28 protein-coding genes are annotated in these 24,931 nt (G+C 29.7%); 9 read left to right on the top strand and 19 right to left on the bottom strand.

Annotation, left to right across the window (positions count from 1 at the left end; all coding sequences use genetic code 11):
- Positions 1–3 precede the first annotated feature (3 nt).
- The 8 genes from pheA to cutA all read right to left on the bottom strand — a co-directional run bounded on the left by pheA (position 4) and on the right by cutA (position 6,522).
- Positions 4–822: a prephenate dehydratase gene (gene pheA, locus JH146_RS04360; protein ID WP_048201853.1), complete on the bottom strand. Its 819-nt coding sequence runs from the start codon at positions 820–822 to the stop codon at positions 4–6.
- A complete protein-coding gene (locus JH146_RS04365; RefSeq protein WP_048201854.1) occupies positions 819–1,496 on the bottom strand; it encodes a class I SAM-dependent methyltransferase in 678 nt (225 codons plus the stop codon). Before JH146_RS04365 ends, pheA begins: the two co-directional genes overlap by 4 nt.
- Positions 1,493–1,780 carry a hypothetical protein gene (locus JH146_RS04370; RefSeq protein ID WP_048201855.1) on the bottom strand — a complete coding sequence of 96 codons (288 nt, stop codon included), beginning with the start codon at positions 1,778–1,780 and terminating at the stop codon, positions 1,493–1,495. Before JH146_RS04370 ends, JH146_RS04365 begins: the two co-directional genes overlap by 4 nt.
- Positions 1,781–1,934: 154 nt before the next feature.
- Positions 1,935–2,498, bottom strand: coding sequence for a hypothetical protein (locus tag JH146_RS04375; RefSeq protein WP_048201856.1), 564 nt, complete (start codon positions 2,496–2,498; stop codon positions 1,935–1,937).
- 9 nt (positions 2,499–2,507) lie between these two features.
- The gene (locus JH146_RS04380; protein ID WP_048201857.1) at positions 2,508–3,554 is read right to left on the bottom strand and encodes a hypothetical protein; all 1,047 of its coding nucleotides are present in this window, start codon (positions 3,552–3,554) and stop codon (positions 2,508–2,510) included.
- A gap of 201 nt (positions 3,555–3,755) precedes the next feature.
- Positions 3,756–4,730 carry a methanogenesis marker 2 protein gene (locus JH146_RS04385; RefSeq protein WP_048201858.1) on the bottom strand — a complete coding sequence of 325 codons (975 nt, stop codon included), beginning with the start codon at positions 4,728–4,730 and terminating at the stop codon, positions 3,756–3,758.
- A gap of 169 nt (positions 4,731–4,899) precedes the next feature.
- Positions 4,900–6,147 (bottom strand): phosphoglycerate kinase, encoded by a 1,248-nt coding sequence (locus tag JH146_RS04390; RefSeq protein ID WP_048201859.1) that lies wholly within the window; start codon positions 6,145–6,147, stop codon positions 4,900–4,902.
- A gap of 69 nt (positions 6,148–6,216) precedes the next feature.
- Positions 6,217–6,522 (bottom strand): divalent-cation tolerance protein CutA, encoded by a 306-nt coding sequence (gene cutA / locus JH146_RS04395; RefSeq protein WP_048201860.1) that lies wholly within the window; start codon positions 6,520–6,522, stop codon positions 6,217–6,219.
- Between the two features lie 114 nt (positions 6,523–6,636).
- On the opposite strand from cutA, the gene hemB reads away from it, so the two are divergent.
- The 6 genes from hemB (at position 6,637) to JH146_RS04430 (ending at position 12,166) form a co-directional block, all read left to right on the top strand.
- Entirely contained in the window at positions 6,637–7,605 is a 969-nt protein-coding gene (gene hemB / locus JH146_RS04400) for a porphobilinogen synthase (RefSeq protein ID WP_048201861.1), read from the top strand.
- Positions 7,606–7,727: 122 nt separating this feature from the next.
- Positions 7,728–8,318: an RraA family protein gene (locus JH146_RS04405; protein WP_048201862.1), complete on the top strand. Its 591-nt coding sequence runs from the start codon at positions 7,728–7,730 to the stop codon at positions 8,316–8,318.
- 69 nt (positions 8,319–8,387) lie between these two features.
- Positions 8,388–8,963 (top strand): TIGR00267 family protein, encoded by a 576-nt coding sequence (locus JH146_RS04410; protein WP_173400819.1) that lies wholly within the window; start codon positions 8,388–8,390, stop codon positions 8,961–8,963.
- Positions 8,964–8,973: 10 nt separating this feature from the next.
- Entirely contained in the window at positions 8,974–9,477 is a 504-nt protein-coding gene (locus JH146_RS04415) for a DUF2115 domain-containing protein (protein WP_048201863.1), read from the top strand.
- 149 nt (positions 9,478–9,626) lie between these two features.
- Positions 9,627–10,973 (top strand): NAD(P)/FAD-dependent oxidoreductase, encoded by a 1,347-nt coding sequence (locus JH146_RS04420; RefSeq protein WP_048201864.1) that lies wholly within the window; start codon positions 9,627–9,629, stop codon positions 10,971–10,973.
- A gap of 602 nt (positions 10,974–11,575) precedes the next feature.
- Positions 11,576–12,166 (top strand): hypothetical protein, encoded by a 591-nt coding sequence (locus JH146_RS04430; RefSeq protein WP_153232495.1) that lies wholly within the window; start codon positions 11,576–11,578, stop codon positions 12,164–12,166.
- On the opposite strand, the gene sppA is transcribed toward JH146_RS04430, so the two are convergent.
- The 4 genes from sppA to fdhD form a co-directional block, all read right to left on the bottom strand.
- Entirely contained in the window at positions 12,155–13,090 is a 936-nt protein-coding gene (sppA, locus tag JH146_RS04435; protein WP_048201867.1) for a signal peptide peptidase SppA, read from the bottom strand. The two genes, JH146_RS04430 and sppA, sit on opposite strands and share 12 nt — an antisense overlap.
- Positions 13,091–13,106: 16 nt before the next feature.
- Positions 13,107–13,499: a ribosome assembly RNA-binding protein YhbY gene (gene yhbY, locus JH146_RS04440; protein ID WP_048201868.1), complete on the bottom strand. Its 393-nt coding sequence runs from the start codon at positions 13,497–13,499 to the stop codon at positions 13,107–13,109.
- Between the two features lie 121 nt (positions 13,500–13,620).
- Positions 13,621–16,152 (bottom strand): ATP-dependent helicase, encoded by a 2,532-nt coding sequence (locus JH146_RS04445; RefSeq protein WP_048201869.1) that lies wholly within the window; start codon positions 16,150–16,152, stop codon positions 13,621–13,623.
- On the bottom strand, positions 16,140–16,814 hold the full coding sequence (gene fdhD / locus JH146_RS04450; protein WP_048201870.1) for a formate dehydrogenase accessory sulfurtransferase FdhD: 675 nt from the start codon (positions 16,812–16,814) through the stop codon (positions 16,140–16,142). The genes JH146_RS04445 and fdhD overlap by 13 nt, the downstream gene beginning before the upstream one ends.
- Positions 16,815–16,885: 71 nt before the next feature.
- Here fdhD and JH146_RS04455 point away from each other — a divergent pair, with 71 nt between their 5' ends.
- Positions 16,886–17,452 (top strand): MBL fold metallo-hydrolase, encoded by a 567-nt coding sequence (locus JH146_RS04455; protein WP_048201871.1) that lies wholly within the window; start codon positions 16,886–16,888, stop codon positions 17,450–17,452.
- A 16-nt stretch (positions 17,453–17,468) separates the two neighbouring features.
- Here the strand turns inward: JH146_RS04455 and fbp are convergent, their stop codons facing one another.
- On the bottom strand, positions 17,469–18,629 hold the full coding sequence (gene fbp / locus JH146_RS04460; protein WP_048201872.1) for a fructose-1,6-bisphosphate aldolase/phosphatase: 1,161 nt from the start codon (positions 18,627–18,629) through the stop codon (positions 17,469–17,471).
- 154 nt (positions 18,630–18,783) lie between these two features.
- Between fbp and JH146_RS04465 the strand changes: the two genes are divergently transcribed.
- Positions 18,784–19,674, top strand: a complete 891-nt coding sequence (locus JH146_RS04465) for a selenium metabolism-associated LysR family transcriptional regulator (RefSeq protein WP_048201873.1) — start codon at positions 18,784–18,786, stop codon at positions 19,672–19,674.
- A 65-nt stretch (positions 19,675–19,739) separates the two neighbouring features.
- Here JH146_RS04465 and JH146_RS04470 read toward each other — a convergent pair whose 3' ends face one another.
- The 4 genes from JH146_RS04470 to JH146_RS04485 all read right to left on the bottom strand — a co-directional run bounded on the left by JH146_RS04470 (position 19,740) and on the right by JH146_RS04485 (position 23,135).
- Positions 19,740–20,030: a phosphoribosyl-ATP diphosphatase gene (locus JH146_RS04470; RefSeq protein WP_048201874.1), complete on the bottom strand. Its 291-nt coding sequence runs from the start codon at positions 20,028–20,030 to the stop codon at positions 19,740–19,742.
- 19 nt (positions 20,031–20,049) lie between these two features.
- The gene (locus JH146_RS04475; protein WP_048201875.1) at positions 20,050–22,113 is read right to left on the bottom strand and encodes an ATP-dependent nuclease; all 2,064 of its coding nucleotides are present in this window, start codon (positions 22,111–22,113) and stop codon (positions 20,050–20,052) included.
- A 72-nt stretch (positions 22,114–22,185) separates the two neighbouring features.
- Positions 22,186–22,602 (bottom strand): 6,7-dimethyl-8-ribityllumazine synthase, encoded by a 417-nt coding sequence (ribH, locus tag JH146_RS04480; protein WP_048201876.1) that lies wholly within the window; start codon positions 22,600–22,602, stop codon positions 22,186–22,188.
- 53 nt (positions 22,603–22,655) lie between these two features.
- Positions 22,656–23,135 (bottom strand): gamma carbonic anhydrase family protein, encoded by a 480-nt coding sequence (locus JH146_RS04485; protein ID WP_048201877.1) that lies wholly within the window; start codon positions 23,133–23,135, stop codon positions 22,656–22,658.
- 74 nt (positions 23,136–23,209) lie between these two features.
- Here JH146_RS04485 and JH146_RS04490 point away from each other — a divergent pair, with 74 nt between their 5' ends.
- Complete coding sequence (locus JH146_RS04490) at positions 23,210–24,391, top strand: chloride channel protein (RefSeq protein ID WP_048201878.1); 1,182 nt, start codon at positions 23,210–23,212, stop codon at positions 24,389–24,391.
- 21 nt (positions 24,392–24,412) lie between these two features.
- Here the strand turns inward: JH146_RS04490 and JH146_RS04495 are convergent, their stop codons facing one another.
- Together JH146_RS04495 and JH146_RS04500 are read right to left on the bottom strand one after the other, a co-directional pair.
- Positions 24,413–24,595 (bottom strand): hypothetical protein, encoded by a 183-nt coding sequence (locus JH146_RS04495; RefSeq protein ID WP_048201879.1) that lies wholly within the window; start codon positions 24,593–24,595, stop codon positions 24,413–24,415.
- A 30-nt stretch (positions 24,596–24,625) separates the two neighbouring features.
- Complete coding sequence (locus JH146_RS04500; RefSeq protein WP_048201880.1) at positions 24,626–24,883, bottom strand: MJ0307 family thioredoxin; 258 nt, start codon at positions 24,881–24,883, stop codon at positions 24,626–24,628.
- Positions 24,884–24,931 lie beyond the last annotated feature (48 nt).

Genomic DNA, 24,931 nt, shown 5'->3' on the forward strand with positions numbered 1-24,931 from the left:
TGATTAATCAAAAACAGGATATCTTCCTAAAAGAATAATGAATGTTGTATGTCTCTCTAAAGATTTTAAAATTTCTTCTAATTTTTCTTTTCCATCTTCAAAGTCAATATAAAATATATAAGTTCCTAACCTCTTTTTTGAAGGTCTTGACTCAATTCTTGTTAAGTTTATATTTTTTTCAGCAAATTCTTTTAAAATATGATATAAAGCTCCTGGTTTATCTTCTTTTAATTCAAAAACAATTGAAACTTTATAATTTTTTGGAAGTGTTTTAAATTTTACATCTCTACCAATTAAAATAAATCTCGTCCTATTGTTTTTATAATCCTCAATATTTTCATCTAATATTTTTAAGTTATAATATTCTGCTGATTCCTTTGAGCCAATAGCTCCTAAAGTTTCATCTTTACTTTCAGCAACAATTTTCACAGCCTTAGCTGTACTTTCCACTGCCTTAACTTCCCAGCCATGTTTTTTTATATAATTCCTACATTGAGCCAATGCCTGTGGATGAGAAATAACTGTTTTTATCTTATTTTTATCATACCCTATCAGATTGTGATGTATATCTAAAGCTAACTCCCCTAATATTTTAATATCTTTAAATTGCAACAGTAAATCTTGTGTTAAAGATACAGAACCTTCAATAGAGTTTTCTATTGGAACTACTCCCAAACCTCCATTATCTACTTTTTCAAACACATCATATATAGAATTGCAATAATCTATTTTATAATTTCCATCAATATACTCTAAAAATTTCTTTGTAGCTCTTTCACTATACGTTCCTTTTGGTAATGTATAAATGCTTAAGTTTTTCATTCTTTCACCATCTCAATAATTAAGAACTGCCCTTTATTTTTAAAAATTTTTGAGAGTTTTTTATCCATAGGCTTCCAATATTCTATGATTTTTGACAAAATTATTGGTGGGAATATCTTAAAAATTGAAGGTAAAAAATATACTGAGTTTGAATAAACAATTTTAAAACCGTTTATTTTAAAATCTTCAATAGATAACGGCTTATGAAAAATTTCAAAATCGTTAAAGATTTCTTCTTTAATTAAGCTATCTTTATTTACAACAACAACTATTAATTTTCCTTTATTTTTTAAAACTCTCTTTATTTCATTTAAAGCTTTTAAATAATCTACATGCTCTAACACATTTATACATAAAACTAAATCAAACGTGTTATCTTTAAAAGGTAAGTGTAAGATATTAGCACAAATTTTTCGCTCTTTGAGTTTAAATTTTTTGAGCAAATTTAATGATATATCTAAATATACAGTATTAAAATCTTTTGTTAAATTATAAAAAGCCCCAAAACCACATCCACAATCTAAAACCAAAAAATCTTCTTTATTTTCAAATTTTTTGATTAATTTTTCTATTTCATTAAAAATTAGCTCATCAGCAAAATTCATAAGAATCTTTACATAGTTTGGGAAACTTTTTGGCTCCCAATTATCATAAAAATCTTTAACTTCTTTCATAATATCTCACATGTCAGTGTGTATATTATCTCATCCTCAAATAGCTTTTTAATTTTTTCTTTAATCTTTTCAATCTTTTCTCTATCTAATTCTTCTTTTAGCTCTTTATCGAGCATAAATCCGCATCTGTAATAATAGCCGTTCTCTGAAATTAAAGCCAACTCTGGATATTCAACAGATAAGATTTTCACATCTTCCCCCAAAATTTTTAAAACCTCTTTAAATGCTTTTTCAAAATTAAATCCTTCTCTTACATAAAAAACAGCATCTACAGCTAATTTCATAGTTTTCACCATTAATTAATTTTATGATTAGATGATTTTTAATAATAAACTTCAAAATTTCAATAATAATGGATTACTACTTTTTTTCATAAATTGCATAGGTTACTAATTTAACTCAATTCAAATTATAGTGATAATTTATATAATAATTTCTTTAATTGGAACTTAATACATAAACATAAAACTGTCTTAATGTGTTAGCAAAGCAAAAGAAAAAATGAAAAACCAAAAATACTGCTAAAAAATCCCAAATATCAAAAACCAGTAATATCAAGATAAATAAACTTACAGCCATTAAATAAAGTATTGAAGCCAGAAGTACTTCCCAAATTTTTCTTATTTTTTCATTTTTATGAAATTTTAACGTCAATAATAATACAATTGCATTAAATAAAAAACCTGTAAGTATTGAAAATGATGTTAATAAATTACTTTTTGTAGATTCTTTTAATGAACTTATAAATATTATGTTTATTACCAGATGAATAATTGACTTAACATCTAAAGGTATTTTTACGGTATTTTCTCCGAAAACCAATAATATTAAAAAAGATGTTAAAAATGGAGCAAAACCTAACCAGATTATTAATGTTTTTTTAGTATATCCATTATAATATGGTGATGTCTGAATAAAATAATAATGATTAAAAATATACCAGAAATTTATAAATTTAAATTTATCAGACAGACAATCCTTTATTTTCTTTTTTATAAGCATTAAAACACCTTAATTTTGTCTTTTAGATAGTGCTTCATTTAAAGAAGAATTAAACAATTCATCATTTTTTAACTCATCAATAACCTTTTTTAAATCGTTAGGGTCTTTAAATTCATAAATATAATCTTCTCTAAATATAATTCCATCTGGGCTAATTCTAATAATTTTTTCTTCGTCAGATTTTAGCTTAGTTTTAAGTTTTATAAATTCAATGTCTTTTTCTTTGTATATGGGGTTAGAATCACCATCCAACCCAAAAATAGTTTTGAACTTATCAATTGTTTTTTGAATATGGTCAGGCTCATAAATTTTTAAGATTAGCTTATCAATTGACTGTAGTTTATATTTTGGTTTGTTATCATTATTACTTGGAAGACTTTTTATTAACTCATCTGCTAAATCTTGGTTTTTTGATATGTGGTAGATATTAATTTCTTCTATGCATTTTATTTGTTGTATTATGTCAATTGACGTAAATTTTATTATTTTTATTGGCTGTGGTTCTTTATTATTTCTTTTCTTCTTTTTTCTTATATCTGCTTTAATACTTTCTGTTCTTATTCCTAATATTTCATCTATTGGTTTTACCAGATTATTTTCTTTTTCATAATATTTTTCTCTTATAAATTTGTTAAATTGCCGAACGGTATTTTCAGCTATTCCCCATGTTTTATATCTACTTGCCATAAAATATATCTTATCGTCATCAATGGGCATGAAAAATAAATAAAAATTATTTGGAACTGTTTCATCTTCTTTAACGTTTTTTCCTGTTTTTTTATTAGTACGTATATTGATTATATCTTTTTCCTGTCCAAATTCGCCCCTGTGGATTAAACCTGCAATCAATTCGAAAGTTTCATCCCCCACTTTGATATTATCCTTTATAATTTCTTGGCACGATAAATAGTCTCCGCTTTTTTCATTTACAAATTCATACTGCTCTAAAAATTCTTCAACAAATTCAGGTAAGTTATCTAAATCTAAATTTAAGTTATTTACATAAAATTCATTAATTTGTAATAAATAAGGAATCAATTTTATTTTAACTACCATTTCACCACCCAAATTAGTTAATCAACTCCTACATCAATTTGATTATAGAATCTACTTATAAGAAGTTTTTAATCTTAATATATAAGGATTATATTATATCATATATTTAAATAGACTAATTAAAAATATGCTAAGCTTTCATAATACATCAATATATGCATATACAAAATACAAATCAAAAAAAGCTAAGATTTATTAAAATCAACAACCACAAATAAACTCTTTCTCAAAATCAAAAACAATTTCTTTATTTTCACCATCAGTGATATACAATTTCTTTTCAGCTATAACCTCTCCACAGATTTCTGCTGTCATTTCAACATCTTCAAAAATATCTTTAATCTCTTTAAAGTTTTCTTCTTTTGCAGTCAAAACATAACCACTACCCGGATAAACTTTAAGCCAATGAATTAAATCAATCCCCTCTGGTTTAGGGATTTTTGTTATATCAACAACTCCTCCCTTCCTTGAAACCTCTAAAAGCATTCCTAAAGTCCCAATAGCTCCTGGATTGCTTATATCTTTACATGAGTTAGCTAACTTATTCTCTGCAATTTGAACTAAAGCATCCATCTGGGCTTTAACTAATTTCTTTGATTTCATTGTTGTTGTATCCCAATTTAATGGAAATGATTTATAGATTTGCCCAACTAAATCATAGGCAAAGATAATTTTATCCCCAATTTTTGCATTATCACTTCTCAATATACAATCCTTTTTAGCAATTCCAGTTATAGAAACATCTAAAACATTACACATAGCATCTGGATGTGTATGCCCTCCAACCATTGGCACTCCAAATTTTTTCACACCATCTTTAACTCCTTTTAAAACCTCTCTGCAAATATCTTTATCTTTTATACTTATTATATTAGTCATGCCTACACATTTTCCTCCCATTGCCGCTATATCCTTACAATTAACTAAGACAGAGCAATAACCAGCCCACCAAGGGTCTGCCTCTAAAAGCTTTCCCCAAATTCCATCAGCGGCTAATAAAATAGCATTATCTCCATCTATCCCTATAACTGCCGCATCATCTCCAAAATCTACTATAATGTCAAATTCATAATCCTTATCATCAAAATCAAACGTTTCAACAACATCTTTAATAGCTATCTTCCTTAAAATCCCTTCAAAATTTCTTATCTCATTAACTACTTTTTTTAAATTCATAGAATCCCCTTTCTTTTTGGTAATATTGTCTTTTTAATTTTTAATACCATTTCTTTTAAAACTTTCGATTTGGTTTTATTTCAAATATCCAATTCAAATCAATTACCAATACAAAAATTACACAACAATAATCAAAATAAAAAATTAAAAATAAATTTTTTTATTGATTTTATTGCCCTTTATACTTTTTGTAAGATTCCTTAAGCATCTCTATTACTGGCAATTTCTCTCCAGCCAAGAAATCTAAGGTAGCTCCACCTCCTGTACTAACGTGGTCAATCTTATCAGCAATTCCAAATAACTCAGCTGCAGCTGATAAATGCCCTCCTCCAATAACTGAAAATCCTTTTGAGTTAGCTATAGCTTTCAACAACTCTTCAGTTCCTTTTGCAAATGCCTCTTTTTCAAACACACCCGCAGGACCGTTAGCAACAATGGTATTTGCTTCATTTATAATTTCACTGTAAAGTTCAATAGTTTTCTCTCCAATATCGTTAATTAAATGCTCTACTTTTTCATCTTTATTTAAATCAGCTTCAACTCTCTCTTCATCAATATTTAGAGCTACATCAACAGGAACAACGATTTTATCTTCAAATTTATCTAACAACTCTTTAGCAATCTCTATCTGGCTTTTCAATCCAAGATTTTCAATAACTTCCTCATTAACCCCTAAATCATATCCCATAGCTACAAGGAAGATATTAGCAACAATTCCTGAGGTTAAAACTTTATCTGCTGTTCCATTCTCTAAGACGTTTTTCATAACTCTTATTGAATCATCTGCCTTAGCTCCACCTAAGACATAAACACAAGGTCTTTCGGGATTCTCTAAAACCTTTGATAAAACTCCAACTTCTCTCTCCATTAATCTTCCAGCAATCATTGGCATATAGTAAGAGAAACCAACTAATGATGGTTGAGCTCTGTGTGCAGCTGCAAAGGCATCATTAACAAAATAGTCAAATAATGGGGCTAATCTTTTAATTAAATTTGTCTCTGCCTGTTTTTTTGGTGTAATATCTTCCCATTTTTTCCAATCACTTAATACTTCTTCAGAATAAAACCTCACGTTCTCTAACAATATAACATCTCCACTTTTCATATTGGTTATTGCCTCTCTCGCTGTAGAGCCTATAACTTCATCAATATACTCTACCTCTTTACCAATAACATCTGATAAAACCTTTGCGTGGTTTTTTAATGTTGTAAAATCTTTCTTCCCTGGCCTACTTTGGTGGGCTAAGATAACAACCTTAGCATTTTTGTTTATGAGCTCTGTAATTGTGTTCTTAATCTCTCTAATCCTCTTATCATCCAAAATCTCTCCTGTATTTGGGTCTATTGGACAGTTTATATCTATTCTCAAAACTACTCTTTTCTCATCAAAATTAAAGTCATCTAATGTTAAAAACATAACTATCCCTCAAAAATTATGTGGTGATATGTTTGGGTATTTTTTATTTTAGCAGGAAGTTTATAAATTTTATCCAACAACATCTTTTAGCCATTTTATATACTCATCATTCACATCTTCAACATCCATCTTCATAATTAAGGGTGTTGTGTAAGGATGTAATTCTTTAATAACCTTTTTTACCTCTTCCCATTTATCATCATCTGTCTTTAAAATAGCTCCTATTTCATTATCTTCCTCAATCTTACCTTCCCACCAATATAATGCCTTATGCTCCCTTAAATTTGCACAAGCGATTAATTTTCTCTCAAGAAGAGCTCTAACTACTTTTTCAGCACTTTCCCAATCTGGAAATGTTGTATATACAACAATCATAATATCACCAAATTTAATAAATAGCTTTCAGTTATAATTTAACTAATTTTAACTTTTATAAATTAATTTTTTAAATATTTTATGTGGAAAAATAAAAAATTAAGGTGAGCGTTAATGTTAATAAGACCAAGAAGATTAAGAAAAAACCAAAAAATTAGAGATTTAGTTAGAGAAACAACCTTAACAAAAAATGATTTAATTATGCCAATTTTTGTAGATGAAAATTTAAAAGGAAATGAAAAGAAGGAGATTAGCTCAATGCCTAATCAGTATAGGTTTAGTGTAGAGGGGGCTATAGAAGAGGCAAAAGAAATAGCTGATTTAGGTATTCCAGCTGTAATATTATTTGGTATTCCAAAACATAAAGATGAAGTGGCAAGCTCAGCTTATGACAAAAATGGGGTTGTTCAAAGAACTATAAGGGGAATTAAAGAAGAGTTAGGGGAGGAGCTTTTAGTTATTGCTGACTGCTGTTTGTGTGAATATACAAGCCATGGACACTGTGGGATTGTTAAAGATGGAAAGATTTTAAATGATGCCACTCTCCCTATATTGGCAAAAATAGCTTTATCTTATGCTGAAGCAGGTGTTGATATTGTTGCTCCATCAGACATGATGGATGGAAGAGTTAGAGCTATAAGAGAGGTTTTAGAAGAAAACGGCTATGATGATGTTGCTATAATGAGTTACTCTGCAAAATATGCTTCATCATTTTATGGACCTTTTAGGGAAGCTGCCGAAAGTGCCCCTAAGTTTGGGGATAGGAAAAGCTATCAGATGGACATTGGAAATGCCAAAGAAGCTTTAAAAGAAATTGCCTTAGATATAGAAGAAGGGGCTGATTTGATTTTGGTTAAGCCAGCTCTACCATACTTAGATATAATAAGGATGGCTAAAGATAACTTCAATGTGCCTATTGGTGGTTACTGCGTTAGTGGGGAGTATGCAATGGTTGAAGCAGCAGCAAGAAATGGATGGTTGGATAGAGAAAAGGTTATTTATGAAATACTGCTAAGTATAAAAAGGGCTGGAGCTGATTTTATCATTACATATTGGGCTAAGGAGGTTGCTGAAAAATTATAGTTTTTTGCAAAACATTTTGGAATACATAAGGTATTTATGAACGCCTTCCCAAAGGAAGGCGTTCAAATCTTCCATTTTAATTTTAATAACTTTTGCAAAAAACTATATTATAAGGGAGATTTATGAATATCTTAAAAAATTTTTCAGTTCCTAATTTGTGTGATGCTGGAGCTAAGCCATTAAAAGGCATTAAACCTATTTTAGAAAATCAAAAAATTGTTTTTGGTGAAGCAATTACAGTAAAAATAAGCTATAATGACTGGGGGACTCTAATTAAAGCTATAAGCTTTGCTAAAAACAAATTTATTGTTGCAGAGGTTGTTGGAGAAGGAAAATATGAGACAGCAGTTTGGGGAGGTTTAGCTTCACTAAATGCCAAAATTAAGGGAGTTAGAGGGGTTGTTATAGACGGATGTGTTAGGGATGTTGAGGATATAAAAGCCTTAAAGTTCCCAGTTTTTGCAAAAAACTTCTGCCCAAATGCAGGGAAACCTTTAAATCTTGGAGAGATAAATGTTGCTGTGAATTGTGGTGGAGTTGTGGTTGAGCCAGGAGATATAGTTGTTGGAGATTACAATGGAGTGGCAGTTATAAAAAAATCCTCTCTTCAAGAGGTTATTGAGAATGCTAAAAATATAAAGGAGAAAGAAAGAAAAATTAAAGAAAGGATATTAAGAGGGCAAGATTTAAGAGATATCTTAAACTTAGAATAAACAGAATAAATAAAAATATACAAATATCGAATATAAAGATTATAACAATAAAAATCTGCAGGGTGATATGTGTTGAATGTTCCGCGTAGTCTGAAATCAATCCTAAATACAATAAATGGAGAATCTGGAACGAGATATATAGTTAGAGGACTTATTGATGGCTCTCTATCAGCTCTTGGGGTTGTTATTGGAGCGAGTGGTTCAGCTGATGCATCTGTTATTATTGCAGCAGGATTGGGTGGAGGGATAGCTAACGGTTTATCAAATATTCTTGGGGCATTTACAGCTGAAAAGGCATCGTTAGAAAGGGAAAGAATACAAAAAGAAAAGAGTTTATTAAAGCATAATGGATATTTAAAGAAATCCATAATTTACAAAAAGGCAATTAGAGAGACAATGATTTGTGGGCTTATTGATGGAATATCAACAGCTCTTGGTTCTGCCCTTCCAGTAATTCCGTTCTTTTTATTTGATATAAAAACAGCCCTATATATAGCTATAGCCATAACTATAGCGATATTATTCATATTGGGAGTATTCATAGGAAAGATTTCTAAGGAGAATGTTGCAGTTTCAGGAATAAAGATGGTTGCTGGAGCTTTAATTGTGGCAGTTTTATGCTTCATGATAGAAAGGGCATTTTAATTGGGAGAATATGAAAGCAAGGGAATTATTTGAAAAATTAAAGAAAGAACTTGATAATTTTAGCATATATGATATAATAATGGTTAGAAGCTTTATTGAAAAAGATGCTAAATATCTTCCCCCACAATACAAAAACCATTATGTTGAGGCGATGATGAAGTATTTAATTGAAACATTTAATGAGATTAAAAAGAAAAAAGTTGAAGAAATTAAAGATGAAGAAATTGACGAAGAAAAATTAAATGAAATGCTTAAAAGGATTGAGAAGTTTAGAAAATACAACACTGAAGATGAAGAGAGATTTATAAACCTTTCAAAAATCTTATGTCCATATTTAGCTTTTATTGATAGAAAACCACTACATCCAGAGTATTTAACATTTCCTGGCAATGTAAAAATTATTAAAAAAGGCAGTATTTATTATTGCCCAGTTAAAAATAAACAGCTTAATGAGTATTCTCTCTGTGAATTTTGTGTAGCTAAAAGTATGGATGAGTTGGAAAATGAAAGCTAATTGCATTTTATTTACTTTTTAATTATATTATCTCTACAAAAATTTTTAATAAAGTTCATTTTTGTGGCACAATTATAATCATCAAAAAGAATATAAAAGAAACTACTTAATAGAAAACCAAATAACCCCACAAAAAAGATGGTGAGGAAATGAGGGCTGTAATTATAGGAAGTGGAGCTGGTGGATTAACTACTGCATCAACAATTAGAAAATACAACAAAGATATGGAAATAGTTGTAATAACAAAAGAAAAAGAAATTGCTTACTCACCTTGCGCAATTCCTTATGTTATTGAAGGAGCTATAAAGAGCTTTGATGACATTATTATGCACATACCAGAAGATTACAAAAAAGAAAGAAATATTGAGGTATTAACTGAAACCACTGTTATAGATGTTGATTCAAAAAATAACAAAATAAAATGTGTAGATAAAGATGGAAATGAGTTTGAGATGGATTATGATTACTTAGTTTTGGCAACTGGAGCCACGCCATTTATCCCCCCAATTGAGGGTAGAGATTTAGAAGGAGTTTTTAAAGTTAGAACTATTGAGGATGGTAGAGCTATATTAAGATACATTGAAGAAAATGACTGTAAAAAAGTTGCTGTTGTTGGAGCTGGAGCTATTGGCTTAGAAATGGCTTATGGTTTAAAAAAGAGAGGTTTAGAAGTCTTAGTTATTGAAATGGCTCCGCAGGTATTGCCGAGATTCTTAGACCCAGATATGGCAGAGATAGTTCAAAAATATTTAGAAAAAGAGGGAATTAAGTTTATTTTATCAAAACCATTAGAAAAGATTGTTGGAAAAGAGAAGGTTGAAGGAGTATGTGTTGATGGTAAGTTGTATGATGTTGATATGGTAATAATGGCTACTGGTGTAAGACCAAATATAGAATTAGCAAAAAAAGCTGGATGCAAAATTGGAAAATTTGCAATAGAAGTAAATGAAAAGATGCAAACATCCATTCCAAACATCTATGCTGTTGGAGACTGTGTTGAGGTTATTGATTTTATAACTGGAGAGAAAACATTATCACCATTTGGAACAACTGCTGTAAGGCAAGGAAAAGTGGCAGGTAAAAATATAGCTGGAATTGAGGCAAAGTTCTATCCAGTTTTAAATTCAGCGGTTAGTAAAATAGGGGAGTTAGAGATTGGAGGAACTGGATTAACTGCATTCTCAGCTAATTTAAAAAGAATTCCAATAGTTATTGGTAGAGCTAAGGCATTAACAAGGGCAAGATACTATCCAGGCGGAAAAGAAATTGAGATAAAGATGATATTCAATGAAGAAGGAAGAGTTGTTGGATGCCAAATCGTTGGTGGAGAGAGAGTTGCTGAAAGAATAGATGCAATGTCAATAGCAATATTTAAAGGAGCTACAGCAGAGGAGCTTGCAAATATGGAATTCTGCTATGCTCCACCAGTTTCTATGGTTCATGAACCATTATCTTTAGCTACTGAGGATGCTTTGAAGAAGTTGAATAATGGATAATTTTAACTTTTATTTTGATTTTTTTTGGTGAAGGAATATGGATTACGGAATGTTATTTGGAATTATATCGACAATTGAAGTGTTGATAATTATTGTAATAATATTAAGTTCTGTATTTCCGATATTACATATTATAGCAATTATAATAATCTCTGTAATTATAATTTTAATATTGTTGTATAGATCAAAAAGATTCCTATTAATCTTATTAAAAAGAAAAAACTTAAATAATAATGAATATAGTAAAAAATATATAGAATTACTTAAATATTCTATTATATCAATAATATTTTTACATATAGTTTTATTTTTTACTTTTACTGATTTATTTTTTCACTTCATACATACACATTTTCATTTGAATACTTCCGAGGATTTATGTAAATATATTAACAACACAACTGAACTAATAATGAATACTAAAAATCCTATAATTGAATTTGCATATAATAATATACCAATATTTATATTTATTATCTACATCACTTCGTCAATTTATTTAATTATAAAAAACCATTAAAAATCGTGGAATACTCTCCAACTACTATCAAGTTAATAACATTAATATATTCTCCCTTTAGTTTAGCTTTTTAGCAATACCTATGTTATTAACTATATTTTGTTCAGGGGACGTCTATACTTTGGTTCTACTGTTTGTAATATTTTGTATTTATTTGATATTTGATGAAGCTATCAAGACATATAACAAAATCATTAGAAGCTATAAAGATATTGAAAATCTATGGACTGAAATAAAAAATAAATATAACAATAATGATAATAAATCTACAATTGATGAAATATTTAAATTAAATGGAAAAACATTACATTTATTTTTATGGTCATCATCATTCATAACTTTACTAATTTCTTTTATAAGAAATGAGTTTGTAGTATTTTACATTCTTCTAATTCCTCTAATCTTATTAATTCACTGGACTGTTGCAGTTCTCTTTAACCCAATACAAAAAATAGAAGAGATTAAAATTATTGGAGAAACTGACAATGAGTATAAAATAATAAAAAACGCTTATCTTATAGAAGAAACAGACAGAGAGTATATTATAATCTGTAAAAATAATGATATTTTAAGGATTCCAAAAGATTCATGCATCTTAAAAAATGTAAGAACTCCATTAGATGAAATTGAAAGTAATGGTGTAAGTAGAGATAGTGAAGATTCAGCTCAATAATTCAACTCTTCCATTAATCTTTTCCATTCCATATAAAACTTCTCCAAGTCCTTTTCCAATTCCATAACCTAAATAGTATGTTAATCCAAACAATCCTTTATTCTCTTCTAAGCCATATTCAACAATCTCAGGATTTGAGACATTAGCCAACTCTTCCAATTTTTTCAAAGCATCTTCTTCAGTTCCAACTTCATCAACTAATCCAACTTTTTTAGCATCCTCCCCACTATATATCTTTCCATCAGCTATTTTCAATGTGTAATTTATTGACAAATTCCTATGCTCTGCCACCCATTTAATAAAATCCATATATGTTTCATTTATCATCTTTTGCAAATATTCCTCTTCTTCTTTAGTCATTGGCCTAAATGGGGAACCAATATCCTTATACTTCCCAGCTTTTATTGTAGTTACATTTATACCAAGTTTTTTCATTAATCCATAGTAGTGCATTAAATCCATCCTAACTCCAATACTTCCAACTATCGAGTGTTTTTCAGCAACTATATAATCTGCAGGAACTGAAACCATATATGCCCCCGAAGCATCTAAGCCCTCAACATAAACAACTACTGGCTTTTTCTTTGCAAGCTCTTCAACTTTCCTTGCTAATTTTTCACTTGCTATAACCTCTCCCCCTGGTGAATTAACAACCAATAAAACACCTTTAACTGAATCATCCTTCTCTAAATCATCTAATAAATTTATATAATATCTTGCATCCTTTTTAGTTTCTGGGAAAAGCCCCTCTTCTTGATTATAGTCAAAATAGATTTCATTGCATAAATAAACTTTGGCTATTTTTTCCCCACCAAATAAATCAATATTTTCTCCTGATAAGCTCATAACCAATAATATACTTGCCCCCACTAAACCAATTAAAATTACAAAAAGAAGTAGAAGGATGATGTAGATTTTTTTCATCTTATCCCTCAATTATTTATTCTTTAATTGCCTTCTTCTTAAACTTTTCAAATAATTCAATAATCTTTTCATCTTTTTTAACCTTTTTCTTTGGTTTTTTAGCTAAATACTTTTTCCATCCTTCTCTTGGCCTAAATAAGGTTATAACATGACCTACTACACTAACAACCTCTGCATCACATGCCTTAGCAAGCTTTTCAGCAATTTCATATTTATCCTCATACAATAAAGCAGCTCTTCTAACCTTAACCTTTATTAAACCTCTCTCTTTCAACTGTCTATCAACCTCTTTAATAACCTTCTCACTTCCTTCCTTTCCAACCCATACAACAGGTTCTAAGTGATGAGCTTTAGCTCTAAGCATTCTCTTCATTTTTCCAGTAAGTTTTCTTTTTTGTTCTTCTGTCATAAATATCACCAAAAAATAAGTTTTTAATTTTATTACTGTAAATTTATTATTATGTTATAAAGATTAAAAATAGTTAATGTAAGATATGGTGTTAAAGTATATAAATCTAATGTTATCCTATTTATTTCTTTCCTTTCCCTTTCATTGAAATGAATTCCATAACTTTTTTATGAAGTTCTGCAATCATCTTCTTCTTATCTTCCATAAACACTACATCCGATGAAGCTGAAACAACCAAATTAAATGCAAATGGTGAAGGTGAAGGCAACTCTAAATAATAAATTTTCCTTTTCTTAATTTTTTCAAAATAATCTAAGGCATTATCAATATCTAAGCTATCTTCTAAAATTTCCCTCAAGGTCTCCCTATATAAAGGATGGTTAACCTCTTTACAATACTTTAAAAGCATCTCAGCATTAAACTGCTGTCTATCAACGCTGATTTTTCTATTCATATATTTTCTCAAAATCATAAACCCTCTTGTAGCAACATGTCTAAACCTTCTCTTTAAAATCTCACTCCTCTCTATACTTTCTTTCACATTTTTAATAATATCTAAGTTAAAAAGCTCAACAATATCTGCCTTCTTTATCTTTCTGTTTTTGGGTAGTATTAAGGCAAATCCATAATCATTCACTGAAATTCTAACATTACATTTCTTTATTTTTGATATATAATTTGCGAAAGCTCTTGCCAATGCTTCATTAGCCCTTCTTCCAGCTACAAAGTGGAATATATAATATCTTCTCTTTTCCTCATCAAAACTTTCTATCAATACCTTTTCATCATCAGGAACTATTGCAAAGCTATTTTGCTCATTTATGTAATTTTTAATTGCCTTAGCTGTTTTTTCATCTATGTCATATTTTTCTTTAATATCTTTAATATCTGAAGATAAAACTTCTTTTCTAAATTTTTCAATATCTAAAGCTAAGTCATAAGCTAATGGTAATTGCTCAGAAAACCATGCTGGAATAGTTGGTTTTTCATCAAAAACTTCCTTAACTCTAATTTTATTTCCTCTTCCCCCTAAGTATTTGTATGTTTTCCCTCCCAAAACAAAGATATCTCCTTTCATTAACTTTTCAGCAAATTCCTCTTCAACTTCTCCAATATATTTGCCATCAGCAATAACATCAACTGCTGTCTCATCGGGAATGGTTCCAACGTTCATATAGTATATAGCCCTAACACTTTTCCCTCTCTTTCCAAATTTGTTATCTTTAAGCCAAATTTTTGCATAGACATTTTTTTCTTCAATTCCACCAGCTAAATAATTTAAAACATCTAAAAAATCTTCTTTACTTAAATCTTTATATGGATAGGCTTTTTTAATTAGATTATAAGCTTCATCAACATCCCAAACTTTCTCTAATGCCATTCCAACTAAATGTTGTGCTAAAACATCCAAACAGTTTTTTGGAATATGAACTTTATCTATTCTCCCAATTTTTGCATCATAAGCGAGAACAACATTCTCTACCAAATCATCCCTATCAAATGGAATTATAATTCCTTTACTTTTCTCATGCAACCTATGCCCACTCCTACCAATTCTTTGTAAAGCCCTTGAAACACTCTTTGGTGAGCCGAGAAGGATAACTAAGTCAATACTCCCAATATCCACGCCTAACTCTAAGCTGGTTGAAGATATACAAACTTTAATTTCTCCTTTTTTTAATTTCTCTTCAACTTCCAACCTATGCTCTCTACTTAAAGATGAGTGGTGTGTCTCAACCTTTTCGACTCCCAACTGCTTTAAATGAAATGCTACTCTTTCAGTAGCACTTCTTGTATTTGTAAATATTAAAGTTGTTTTATGCTCTTCTATGAGTTTTTTTAATAAATTGTATAATCTTTTACTAATTTCCTCTGAAGGTGTGTAAATAAAATCATCCACTGGTGAAATAACCTTTATCTCAATCTCTTTTGCATAATTAACATCTACAATATAGCAATCCCTCCCATTGCCTACTAAAAATTTGGCAACCTCAGTTAATGGATGTATAGTTGCTGATAAACCAATTCTTATGAAGTTAGCTATTCTATTCAACCTTTCTAAAGAAAGCGAGAGATGAACTCCTCTTTTATTTGTTAAAGCGTGGATTTCATCAACTATCACATATTTAATTCCACTCAATAGTTGAGAGAATTTTGGTGAATTCAAAGCTATAGCTAATGATTCAGGGGTTGTTATTAATATATGTGGCGGTTTTTTCAGCATTCTTTGTTTTTGTGAGCTTGTTGTATCACTTGTTCTGACAGCGACTCTAATTTCATCCAACTCTATATTTAGCTCTTTAGCAACTTCATAAATCTCTTTTAACGGCTCTTTTAAATTTCTTTCAATATCGTTATTTAAAGCCCTTAGTGGGGATACATAGAGAATATAAATCCTATCTTCTAATTTATTTTCCATTGATAATTTTATTAACTCATTTATTCCTGCTAAAAAAGCTGATAATGTCTTTCCACTCCCAGTTGGTGAGCAGATTAAAACATTCTTTCCTTCATGTATTTCTTTAATTGCGTATCTTTGTGGTGGTGTAAAGCTCCCATATTTTTTTCTAAACCATTCTTTTACCGGCTCTTCTAAAATTTCATAAATTTCTTCATCAGAATACTCTTTTTTTAAATATTCTACCTTTCCCATAATTCCCCACTTGTGTAAATATTAAATTTCCCATTTCTCGCAAAGCCAATCAACAATATACCATTTTCTTCTGCTAAATTAATAGCTTTATCTGTTGGTGGGGATTTTGAAATAATAACATTTAAACCACTATTTACAGCTTTTTTAACAATCTCATAAGGTATTCTTCCGCTGTATCTCAATATTAGCTCGTTTAAGTTGTAATTGTTTAATACTGCATAGCCAATAACTTTATCAACAGCATTATGCCTTCCAATATCTTCAACAAAAATTATACTCTCTCCATTCAAATCAAACATTGAAGCCCAGTGAAAACTTCCAGTTATTTCCCAATATTTGGCCTTTAATTCATAAGAGATTATCTTTTTAATGATTTCAATGTCTATTTTTGGTTTCTTCTTATCTTTAATTTCTTTATTATTTTTTTCTCCAAAGATGTATATGTTGTTTTTATCAACTTCAACTTTATCAATTTTGTTTAAAAACCCTTCACTTACAGCAAACCCAGCTCCAAATTCATTTAAAAAATTAGGGGACATTACATGAGATTTAACAAACTCTCCATTGATAAAAATGTTGTAGGTTTCTTCAACAGCCACATAATCTTCCATATCATAAAAATTTTTACCGTCAAACTTTTTTATTTTTACCTTTTTAATCATAATAAACCCCCAATTAATATATATCAGTAATAATTTTAAATTTTATTTAAAATTTTAATTGGTGGGAATATATGATAAAACTCCTATACGAGGGTGTCTTAATCAGAGAAAATGGAATAATTAAGAAAGCTTCATCTTCATCAACGTTAATTGTTACAGACAACAACAATATAATTGTTGACACTTCAACAAAAGATATGGAAAATATCATTATTAAAGGTTTATCTGAACTAAATCTATCTCCAAATGATATAGATGTAGTTATAAATACACATCTTCATTATGACCATATAGAAAACAACTCAATATTTAAAAACGCTACATTTTATGCTTCTACAAAAGAGTTTGGATTTAACGATAATTTTGAAGATTTTAGAAAGTTTAAAGATAAAGAGATTGAGATTATTGAAACTCCTGGACATACCTATGGCAGTATTTCAGTTATTTATAAAGATGATTATGTTATTGTTGGTGATGCCTCTCCTTTAAAAAATAATATACTAAAAATGATTCCTCCAAAATTAAATGTAGATGAAAAATTAGCTTTAGAGAGTTTAAAGAAAATTAGAGAGCTGAGAAAAAATGTAATTACGGGACATGAAGGAATTGTTTATAAAGAAGAGCTTATTTTATATTAATTGTTTCCCTCTATGGTTATTCTACATCTCCTCTGTCTTTTCTTGTAATTCCTCCTTCTTCTATCAACTCTAAACCTTCTAAAGGAATAAATCTATCCTCCAATGCCTCTAAAACCTTTGGAACTGTTGTGTATTCCATCATTGTTGCAGGTAATCTGTGTGGTTGGAATGGTCCCATTCTTCTTATAATGTCTGCCATCTCTAAAGCTTTCTCTCTTGCTTTATCAAATCCTCTATCTGCAAATAAGTCATTTGGCCCAATTAACATTCCATCGCAAACTTGGAATCCTAAAGCAATAACTCTTGCCGGTCCGTCAAATCTTGTAGGTGTTGCATCTTCTTCTCCAACTGGCATTATTGGGCCCCAGTGGCTACCTCTCATCCATCCTGGGACAAAGTGTGGGTTAGCAAATGGCTCTAAAACCTCTCCAACAGCTGGGAATCCACTTTGAGCTCTAACAATAGCTACTGGGTCATCTTTACCAACATACTCCCCTGCTATGTAGTTTAATTTTTCTGTACTAACAACAGCAGCTATTTCGTTATCTCTTCTTCTATAAACTCTCTTAATTGCATACTTCTCATAATCCCCAATTAAAGCTAAGAGCATATACATCTCTTCTGGTGTGTCTAAGAACACTTTCTTATGCCCAACAACATCATGGACTTCAAATCTAAATCCAGAAATCATTGAAGGGTCGAAAACTAAACCAGCTGTGTTGAATGGATCTGCAAACATCTTGAATAATGGATAGTTAAATGCTGTTGGGTCAGTCTTATCGCAACAGAAAACAACTATTGGTTCACTCTTTCTCTCAACAAACTCCATCTCTGCACATCCTGGCCCCATACCTCTAACATTTCCTGAGAAACTGTCTGACAATAAATCCTGCCCAGCTCCATATAGTTTTAACTCTTTAGCTATTTTTGTTGCTTCTTCAAAAGCTTTCCATGCCAATCCATGGACTTTCTCATTATCACAGCCTAATTTATGGCTCATAATTAAATCAATGTCATCTCCACATCTTGTAACATAATAATCTAATATTATCTCATCAACCGCTTCCTCTAAAACTGCCTCACATGCCTCCAACAACTCATCTGGAGCTAATGTGTGCCCACATAACCCTCCAACATCTGCCTTTATGACACTAATTGTTACTTTGTTATTTTCCATCAAATCACCATTTCGAATTTTTAACATTAATACTCTTAACATTTTAGATAATTAGTATATAAACTTAACCTTATTTCTCCGATATTTGCACATTAACTTTATATATAGGAACTATTAGTTATTCTAATAGGGATTAAGTAATATAGGTGATAATATGGATCCAAAAATAAGTTATTTCCAAACATTTATAGTCGCAAGTAAAACAAAAAGTTTTTCTAAAGCGGCTAAAAGATTAGGAATAACTCAAGGAACTGTTAGCAATCACATATCAGCACTTGAGAAATATTTCGATGCTCAACTCTTTTTAAGAACTCCAGAAGGTGTTGATTTAACTCCTGAAGGAAAAATATTTTATGAGAGAGCTGAAAAGATTTTGGATTTGTTGAATGAAGCAAAATTGTTGATGAGAGCTATACACGAAAATCCAGAAGGAATTATTAGAATTTACGCATCTACAACACCTGGAGAACACATTTTACCTTCAATTATTAAAGAATATAAAAGCTCATATAAAAATGTAGATTTTGAAATTACAATAACTGATTCTGAAAGATGTTTTAAGGCATTAGATGAAGGATTGGCAGATATAGCGGCTGTTGGTTATCTAAAAAACAAAAATTACGAATACACAATTATAGGTAAAGATCGATTGGTTTTGATTGTCCCACCAAACCATCCACTTGCAGAGAAAGGTAGTGCTAAGCTTGAAGATATACTTAAAGAGGATTACATTGATAGGGAAGAAGGTTCTGGGACAAGAGAAGCATTTATAAAAGCATTAAATGATAAAGGATATTCAATAATGGATTTAAACGTTGTAATGAGATTAGGTAGCCATTCAGCAGTTATAACTGCAGTTTCTGAAGGTTATGGAGTTAGTGTTGTGTCAGAAATCCCTGCTAAAAAGGCAGAAGATGCAGGATTGGTTAAAATAGTCCCAGTTGTAGATTTGGATGTTGTAAGATATCTATATTTAGTTAAGAGTAGAAGACCAAAAAACCCAAGTGCGGTTAAATCATTTTGGGAGTTTGTTACAAGAGTCTAATTTCCTATTTATTTTAAATTTAAAAAATTTTTAGTTAAAAAAAAGAGTTAAAAAAATGATTTGGATTACTTTTTTCTTCTTTCAAACTCCTTTAATAGCTCTTCAAACTCTATGTTTTTATAAGCCAATAACACCATTGTATGGAATATCAAATCAGCTGCTTCATAAATAATCTCATCTTTTTTGTTATCTTTAGCAGCTAAAATTAATTCTGTTGCTTCTTCCCCAATTTTCTCACAGATTTTATTTATTGCAGGTTTTTTATCATCGGTTGTTAGCTTTGCTACATAAGAATTTTCTGGCTTTTCCTTAATTCTTTGTTTAATTACTTCATAAACCTCTTCTAAGATATTCAAAATTTCACCTTCTTTTTTGTTATCTATTTTTAAATCCTAAGTTTTTAAAATATTCCTGCTTATCTAAAAAGTCAAGTATATCCTTAAATACTTCTGGTGTGGAGTTTTGAATATATCTCTTATCATATTCTTCTTCACTTAAACCATGATTTAATTCTCTCATAAAGGCATCATATAAATCATGTCCTCGAATCCACTTTTTAGCCAAATCTTCAAGTTTTTCATCACTAATTTCGCTGAACATTTTTAGTTTCCTTTCTTCTATTATTTCATCAATTTCAACTGATTTGTTAGGTCTATTCTTTGGATTTAGTTCTTTTTCCATATATTTTTTCCAATCTTTTATTATTTTTTCTCTATAATTTTCAATATGGTTTCTAATTATCCCATAATATTCTTCATCACTATTTAAAACGTCCATTTTTTTCATAACATTTTTGTCTAAAAAATAACACTCCATTGCTGAATAAGGCAAAATTAGAATCTTATCACTAAGAGTAGCTTCATCAATATCATCAATATTGCTTTTGTATTTATTAATTAATCTTTCTTTCAGTTTATTACATGGAACTGTATCGGAATCTCTAATTATAACAAAATTATCTTTTAAATGAGTCATTCCCATAAATTTTACCGTAGCATAAGCTTCAATATTCCCACAACCTTTTGCTTCTAAAAAATAAATTTTTTCAAGTTTATCATTATCAACATTATAATAATGTTTTATAATTTCTTTTAATCTACGAGTATCGTCTTTTCCTTCAACTATAATTACAAATTCCTTGTTTATTAAATCAACTGTTGAATATCCTAAATCTCCTAATATATTATCTAACGTTTCTTTTTTAACTTCTGTTTCATAATTATTATTTAGATAAACCTTTCTGATATTTTCCATGCTGAAATTTCTTAAAAGTAATGGGGAATGTGTTGAAAACAATATTTGATGAGATTGAGAAAGTTTAAACAAGATAGAACCCATTTCTTTTTGTAATTCTGGATGAAGATATATTTCTGGCTCTTCAAGAATAAAAATGGCATCCTCATTCTTACTTAACTCAGAATATGCTTTTAGGAGTGATAGAATATATATGCTTCTAACTCCAGCTCCAAAGTTAGACAGTGGTTTTTCTCCTAAATATTGGCTAAATATTTTTGTTTCAGTTGAAAATGCCTTTTCAATATCAACTTCCGGTTTTAATTTAACACTATAATCTGATGAATAGTAATTTTTAAAAAACTCAGCAATTCTTTCAGAGATTTCATTTATTTCCTCTTCCATTTTATATTTTAATATTTTTTCCAAGTCATAAACTGATAAACTCTCAGCTTTTTTATTCTTTAGGTTGTTATAACACTCTTCACATCTTCTATCTTCGCACTCTTTACATATCTTTTCGGTAGATTTTCTTATTTTAGGTATTGCAATATTTTTAATTATTTTTTCTGTCCAAGTGCTCTTTTTTCCTTCTTCTTCATCTTTAAAATTTCTTTCATCATCAATATAAATTAACTCTGGTAGTAGGGTTTTTAATGTCTTGGACTTTAGCTCTACCTCATTACTTAAAGTATATTTTCCATTATCTTGACCTTTTTCATGTTCATATTTTATTTCTACAGTCCCATCTTCTATTTTCCACTTATATTTTAATGCTTTCATCCAAAAATCATAAAATTCCTTATGGTTACATTTAATTTCTTCTAATGATTTTCCTCTTAGTCCATTTCTTAATTGTCTAAACTCATTAAAATCATAAGATTCAAATTCTGTATTAGCTTTAAGGATTTCAAAATCATTCCTATTTGAAGGTATTTTCAATATTCCGAAACTACTGTCATTATACAATTTTTCAAGATAGGTATCGTCAATCAAAAACTGAATCTTAATTTCTATTTTGTTTTCATTTTTGTGAAAATCATCTTCCTTAATTTTTCTATTTCCCCAAAAAACATCTATTGCATTTAAAATAGCACTTTTCCCAGAATTGTTTTTGCCCACAAGTATTAGTATGTTTGATATTTCATCTATTGAAACTTCCTTTATAGACCTAAAATTTTTGATTTCTATTTTCATTATTTTCATTGACCCTCCCCCTCTTAATATTAGAATTAACTAATAAAGAGTAAGAATAAAAAAATAGAATAATTGATAGTTTTATTTTTCTAATGCTTTCAACCTTTTAACCATTTTAACAGCTGCTTCAACAGCTCTCTTACCATAATCAACTCTTTCTTGAGCTTGTAATCTTGTCATTCCTGGTCCAGAGATTCCAAGAGTTACTGGTTTGTCATATTGTAGAGCTAAATCTGCTATTTTTCTCGCTGCATTATGGACAACTATTTCATCATGCTCTGTCTCTCCTTCAATAACACATCCAATTGTTACAACTGCATCAACATCATCCTTTTCCAATAATTTTTTTACAGCTAATGGTATATCAAAAACTCCTGGAACTACAATTTTGTATTTTACAGTTGCCCCTAAAAACTCAGCATGTTCTTCAGCAACTTTTTCCATCATGTATGTTATATCTCTATTAAATTCAGCAATTACAAAGCCAAGTCTCACCACAATATCACCTTTCACTTTAAAGATTTTTTAGTTATTTATTTAATTTAAAAATTTTATTTATAACTTTCTAAGGTTTCAGATAATTTAACATATCTCAATGCATTTTCTTTTATACTTTTAATTTCTTCTTCTGTAAGTTCTCTAACAACTCTTCCAGGAACACCTAAAACTAAGCTATTAGGTGGAATCTCCTTATTTTGAGTAACTAATGCGTTAGCCCCAATTATACAATTTTCTCCAATCTTAGCTCCATTTAATATTGTAGCATTCATCCCCACTAAGACATTATCTCCAATCTTACAACCATGAATAACTGCTCCATGTCCAATACTAACATAATCCCCAATTATAGTTGGATAACCCTTAGAGCAATGGATGACACAACAATCTTGAACATTTGAGTATTTTCCAATTATTATTTTATCAACATCTCCTCTAATTACAGCATTATACCAAACAGATGTATAATCTCCAATAGTCACATCCCCAACAATTATAGCCCCTTTAGCTATCCTTGCATTTTTTGAAATCATTATTTCACCAAAAAACTTTTTATGTTATTTTTAGATATTTATTTTTAACAAATAACATTTAACGTGATGTATTTATGAATATTATTAACGTATTTGATAAATTTATAAAAATGATAAAATGGATTGGCATTGCATCATTAATAGGCATTGTTGGTGGTTTAAGTTCAGTAATTATGGCTATTATCATCAAATACTTTCCAGAGAAAAACAATATCTTATTAATTCCAATAGTATTTTTTATTGCTGGATTATTTGTTGATTATTTTTATGAATTAAAGGGTTCTGGGATTGATAGAGTTTTAAAGGCTTTAAATATTAATGAAAGATTGACTTGGATAAAAGGACTTTTAAAGATTTTGTTAGCTGGGACTGTTATTGCTGTAGGTGGAAGTGCTGGAAAAGAAGGACCTTGCGTGCAGTCGAGTGCATCATTTGCAGATGAGCTATATAGATTATTAAAGCTAAAAAATAGAGAGTTAGTTATTATAACAGGAATTGCTGGAGGATTAGGGGGAGCATTTGCTGCTCCATTAGGAACAGCCATATTAGCATGTGAAATTATTGAGCATGAGAATTTTAATTATATCAACCTACTTCCTCCAATCATTGCAAGTGTTGTGGGCTATATAATTTTCTATCTAATTACTGGAAAAAAGCATCTTTTTGATATCTACCTACCTTATTCAGTGCATCCATTTGATTTTATTTGGTTTTTATTAGCTGCGTTCTTTTGCTCAGCTATATCTTACTGCTATATAAAAACTTATAAAAAGATAGCGGCAAGTTTTGATAACCTTAAAGTTCCATACTGCATTAAAACATTGATTGGTGGGATTTTAGTAGCTATAATTGATTATTTTGTTCCAGAAGTTTTGGGATTAGGTTTAGAACTTACAAAAGATTTATTTTTTATGAAATTTCCTTTAGAATTATTGATATTAATATTAATTGGGAAGATATTAGCCACATCATTTACCGTTGGTTCTGGAGTTCCTGGAGGGTTAGTGTTTCCATCTATGTGTGTAGGGGCTATTTCTGGAATGATATTTAGCTCTATAGTTGGGGCTAATCCAATCCCGTTTATAGTTTTAGGGATAGCTACTTCTTTATCAGCTTCAACAAATGCCCCATTAGGTGGAGCTGTGTTATGCACAGAGATTTTTGGTTTTGATTTTGCAGTCCCTACATCAATAGGAGCAGTTATTGGATATCAAATAACAAAATTAGAAACAATATTCAAGTATATAAGATTCTAAAAAAAGAAAAAAAGAAGAGTTTTAATTAACATCTAACAATCTTTTCAGATTTTCACATTCCGGAATTATAATTTCATTTATATTATATTCTTCTTTCATCATCTCTATCATTGTTATTATGTCCTTCCCCACACATAGCTCACATTTTATGCAGAGCTCATCATCTGTAAGGGATTCATCCTTACAAACTACTCTCAATTTCATAACCTTCACTAAATTAAAAATTTTGGATGTTTATAATCTTTTCTTAATTGCTTCAACTAATGCTTCTTTTGTAGGTGCCCCAATAAACTCAACTTCCCCATTTATTACAATTGTTGGAACTGCCATTATTCCATATTCCATAGCTTTTTGTGGGTTTTCCATAACATTTATATATTCTACTTCAACAGCATCAGGCATTTCATTAGCTACTTCTTCAACAACTCTTTTAGCTGCAGGACAGTGAGGACACATTGGTGATGTAAAGAGTTCAATTTTTACTTTTGACATATTTAACCCCCAAAATTTTGATAGTTAATTACGTAGATTATTTCTGCT

The sequence above is a fragment of the Methanocaldococcus bathoardescens genome, from assembly GCF_000739065.1.
GTDB classification, from domain to species: Archaea; AGJL01; Methanococci; order Methanococcales; family Methanocaldococcaceae; genus Methanocaldococcus; species Methanocaldococcus bathoardescens.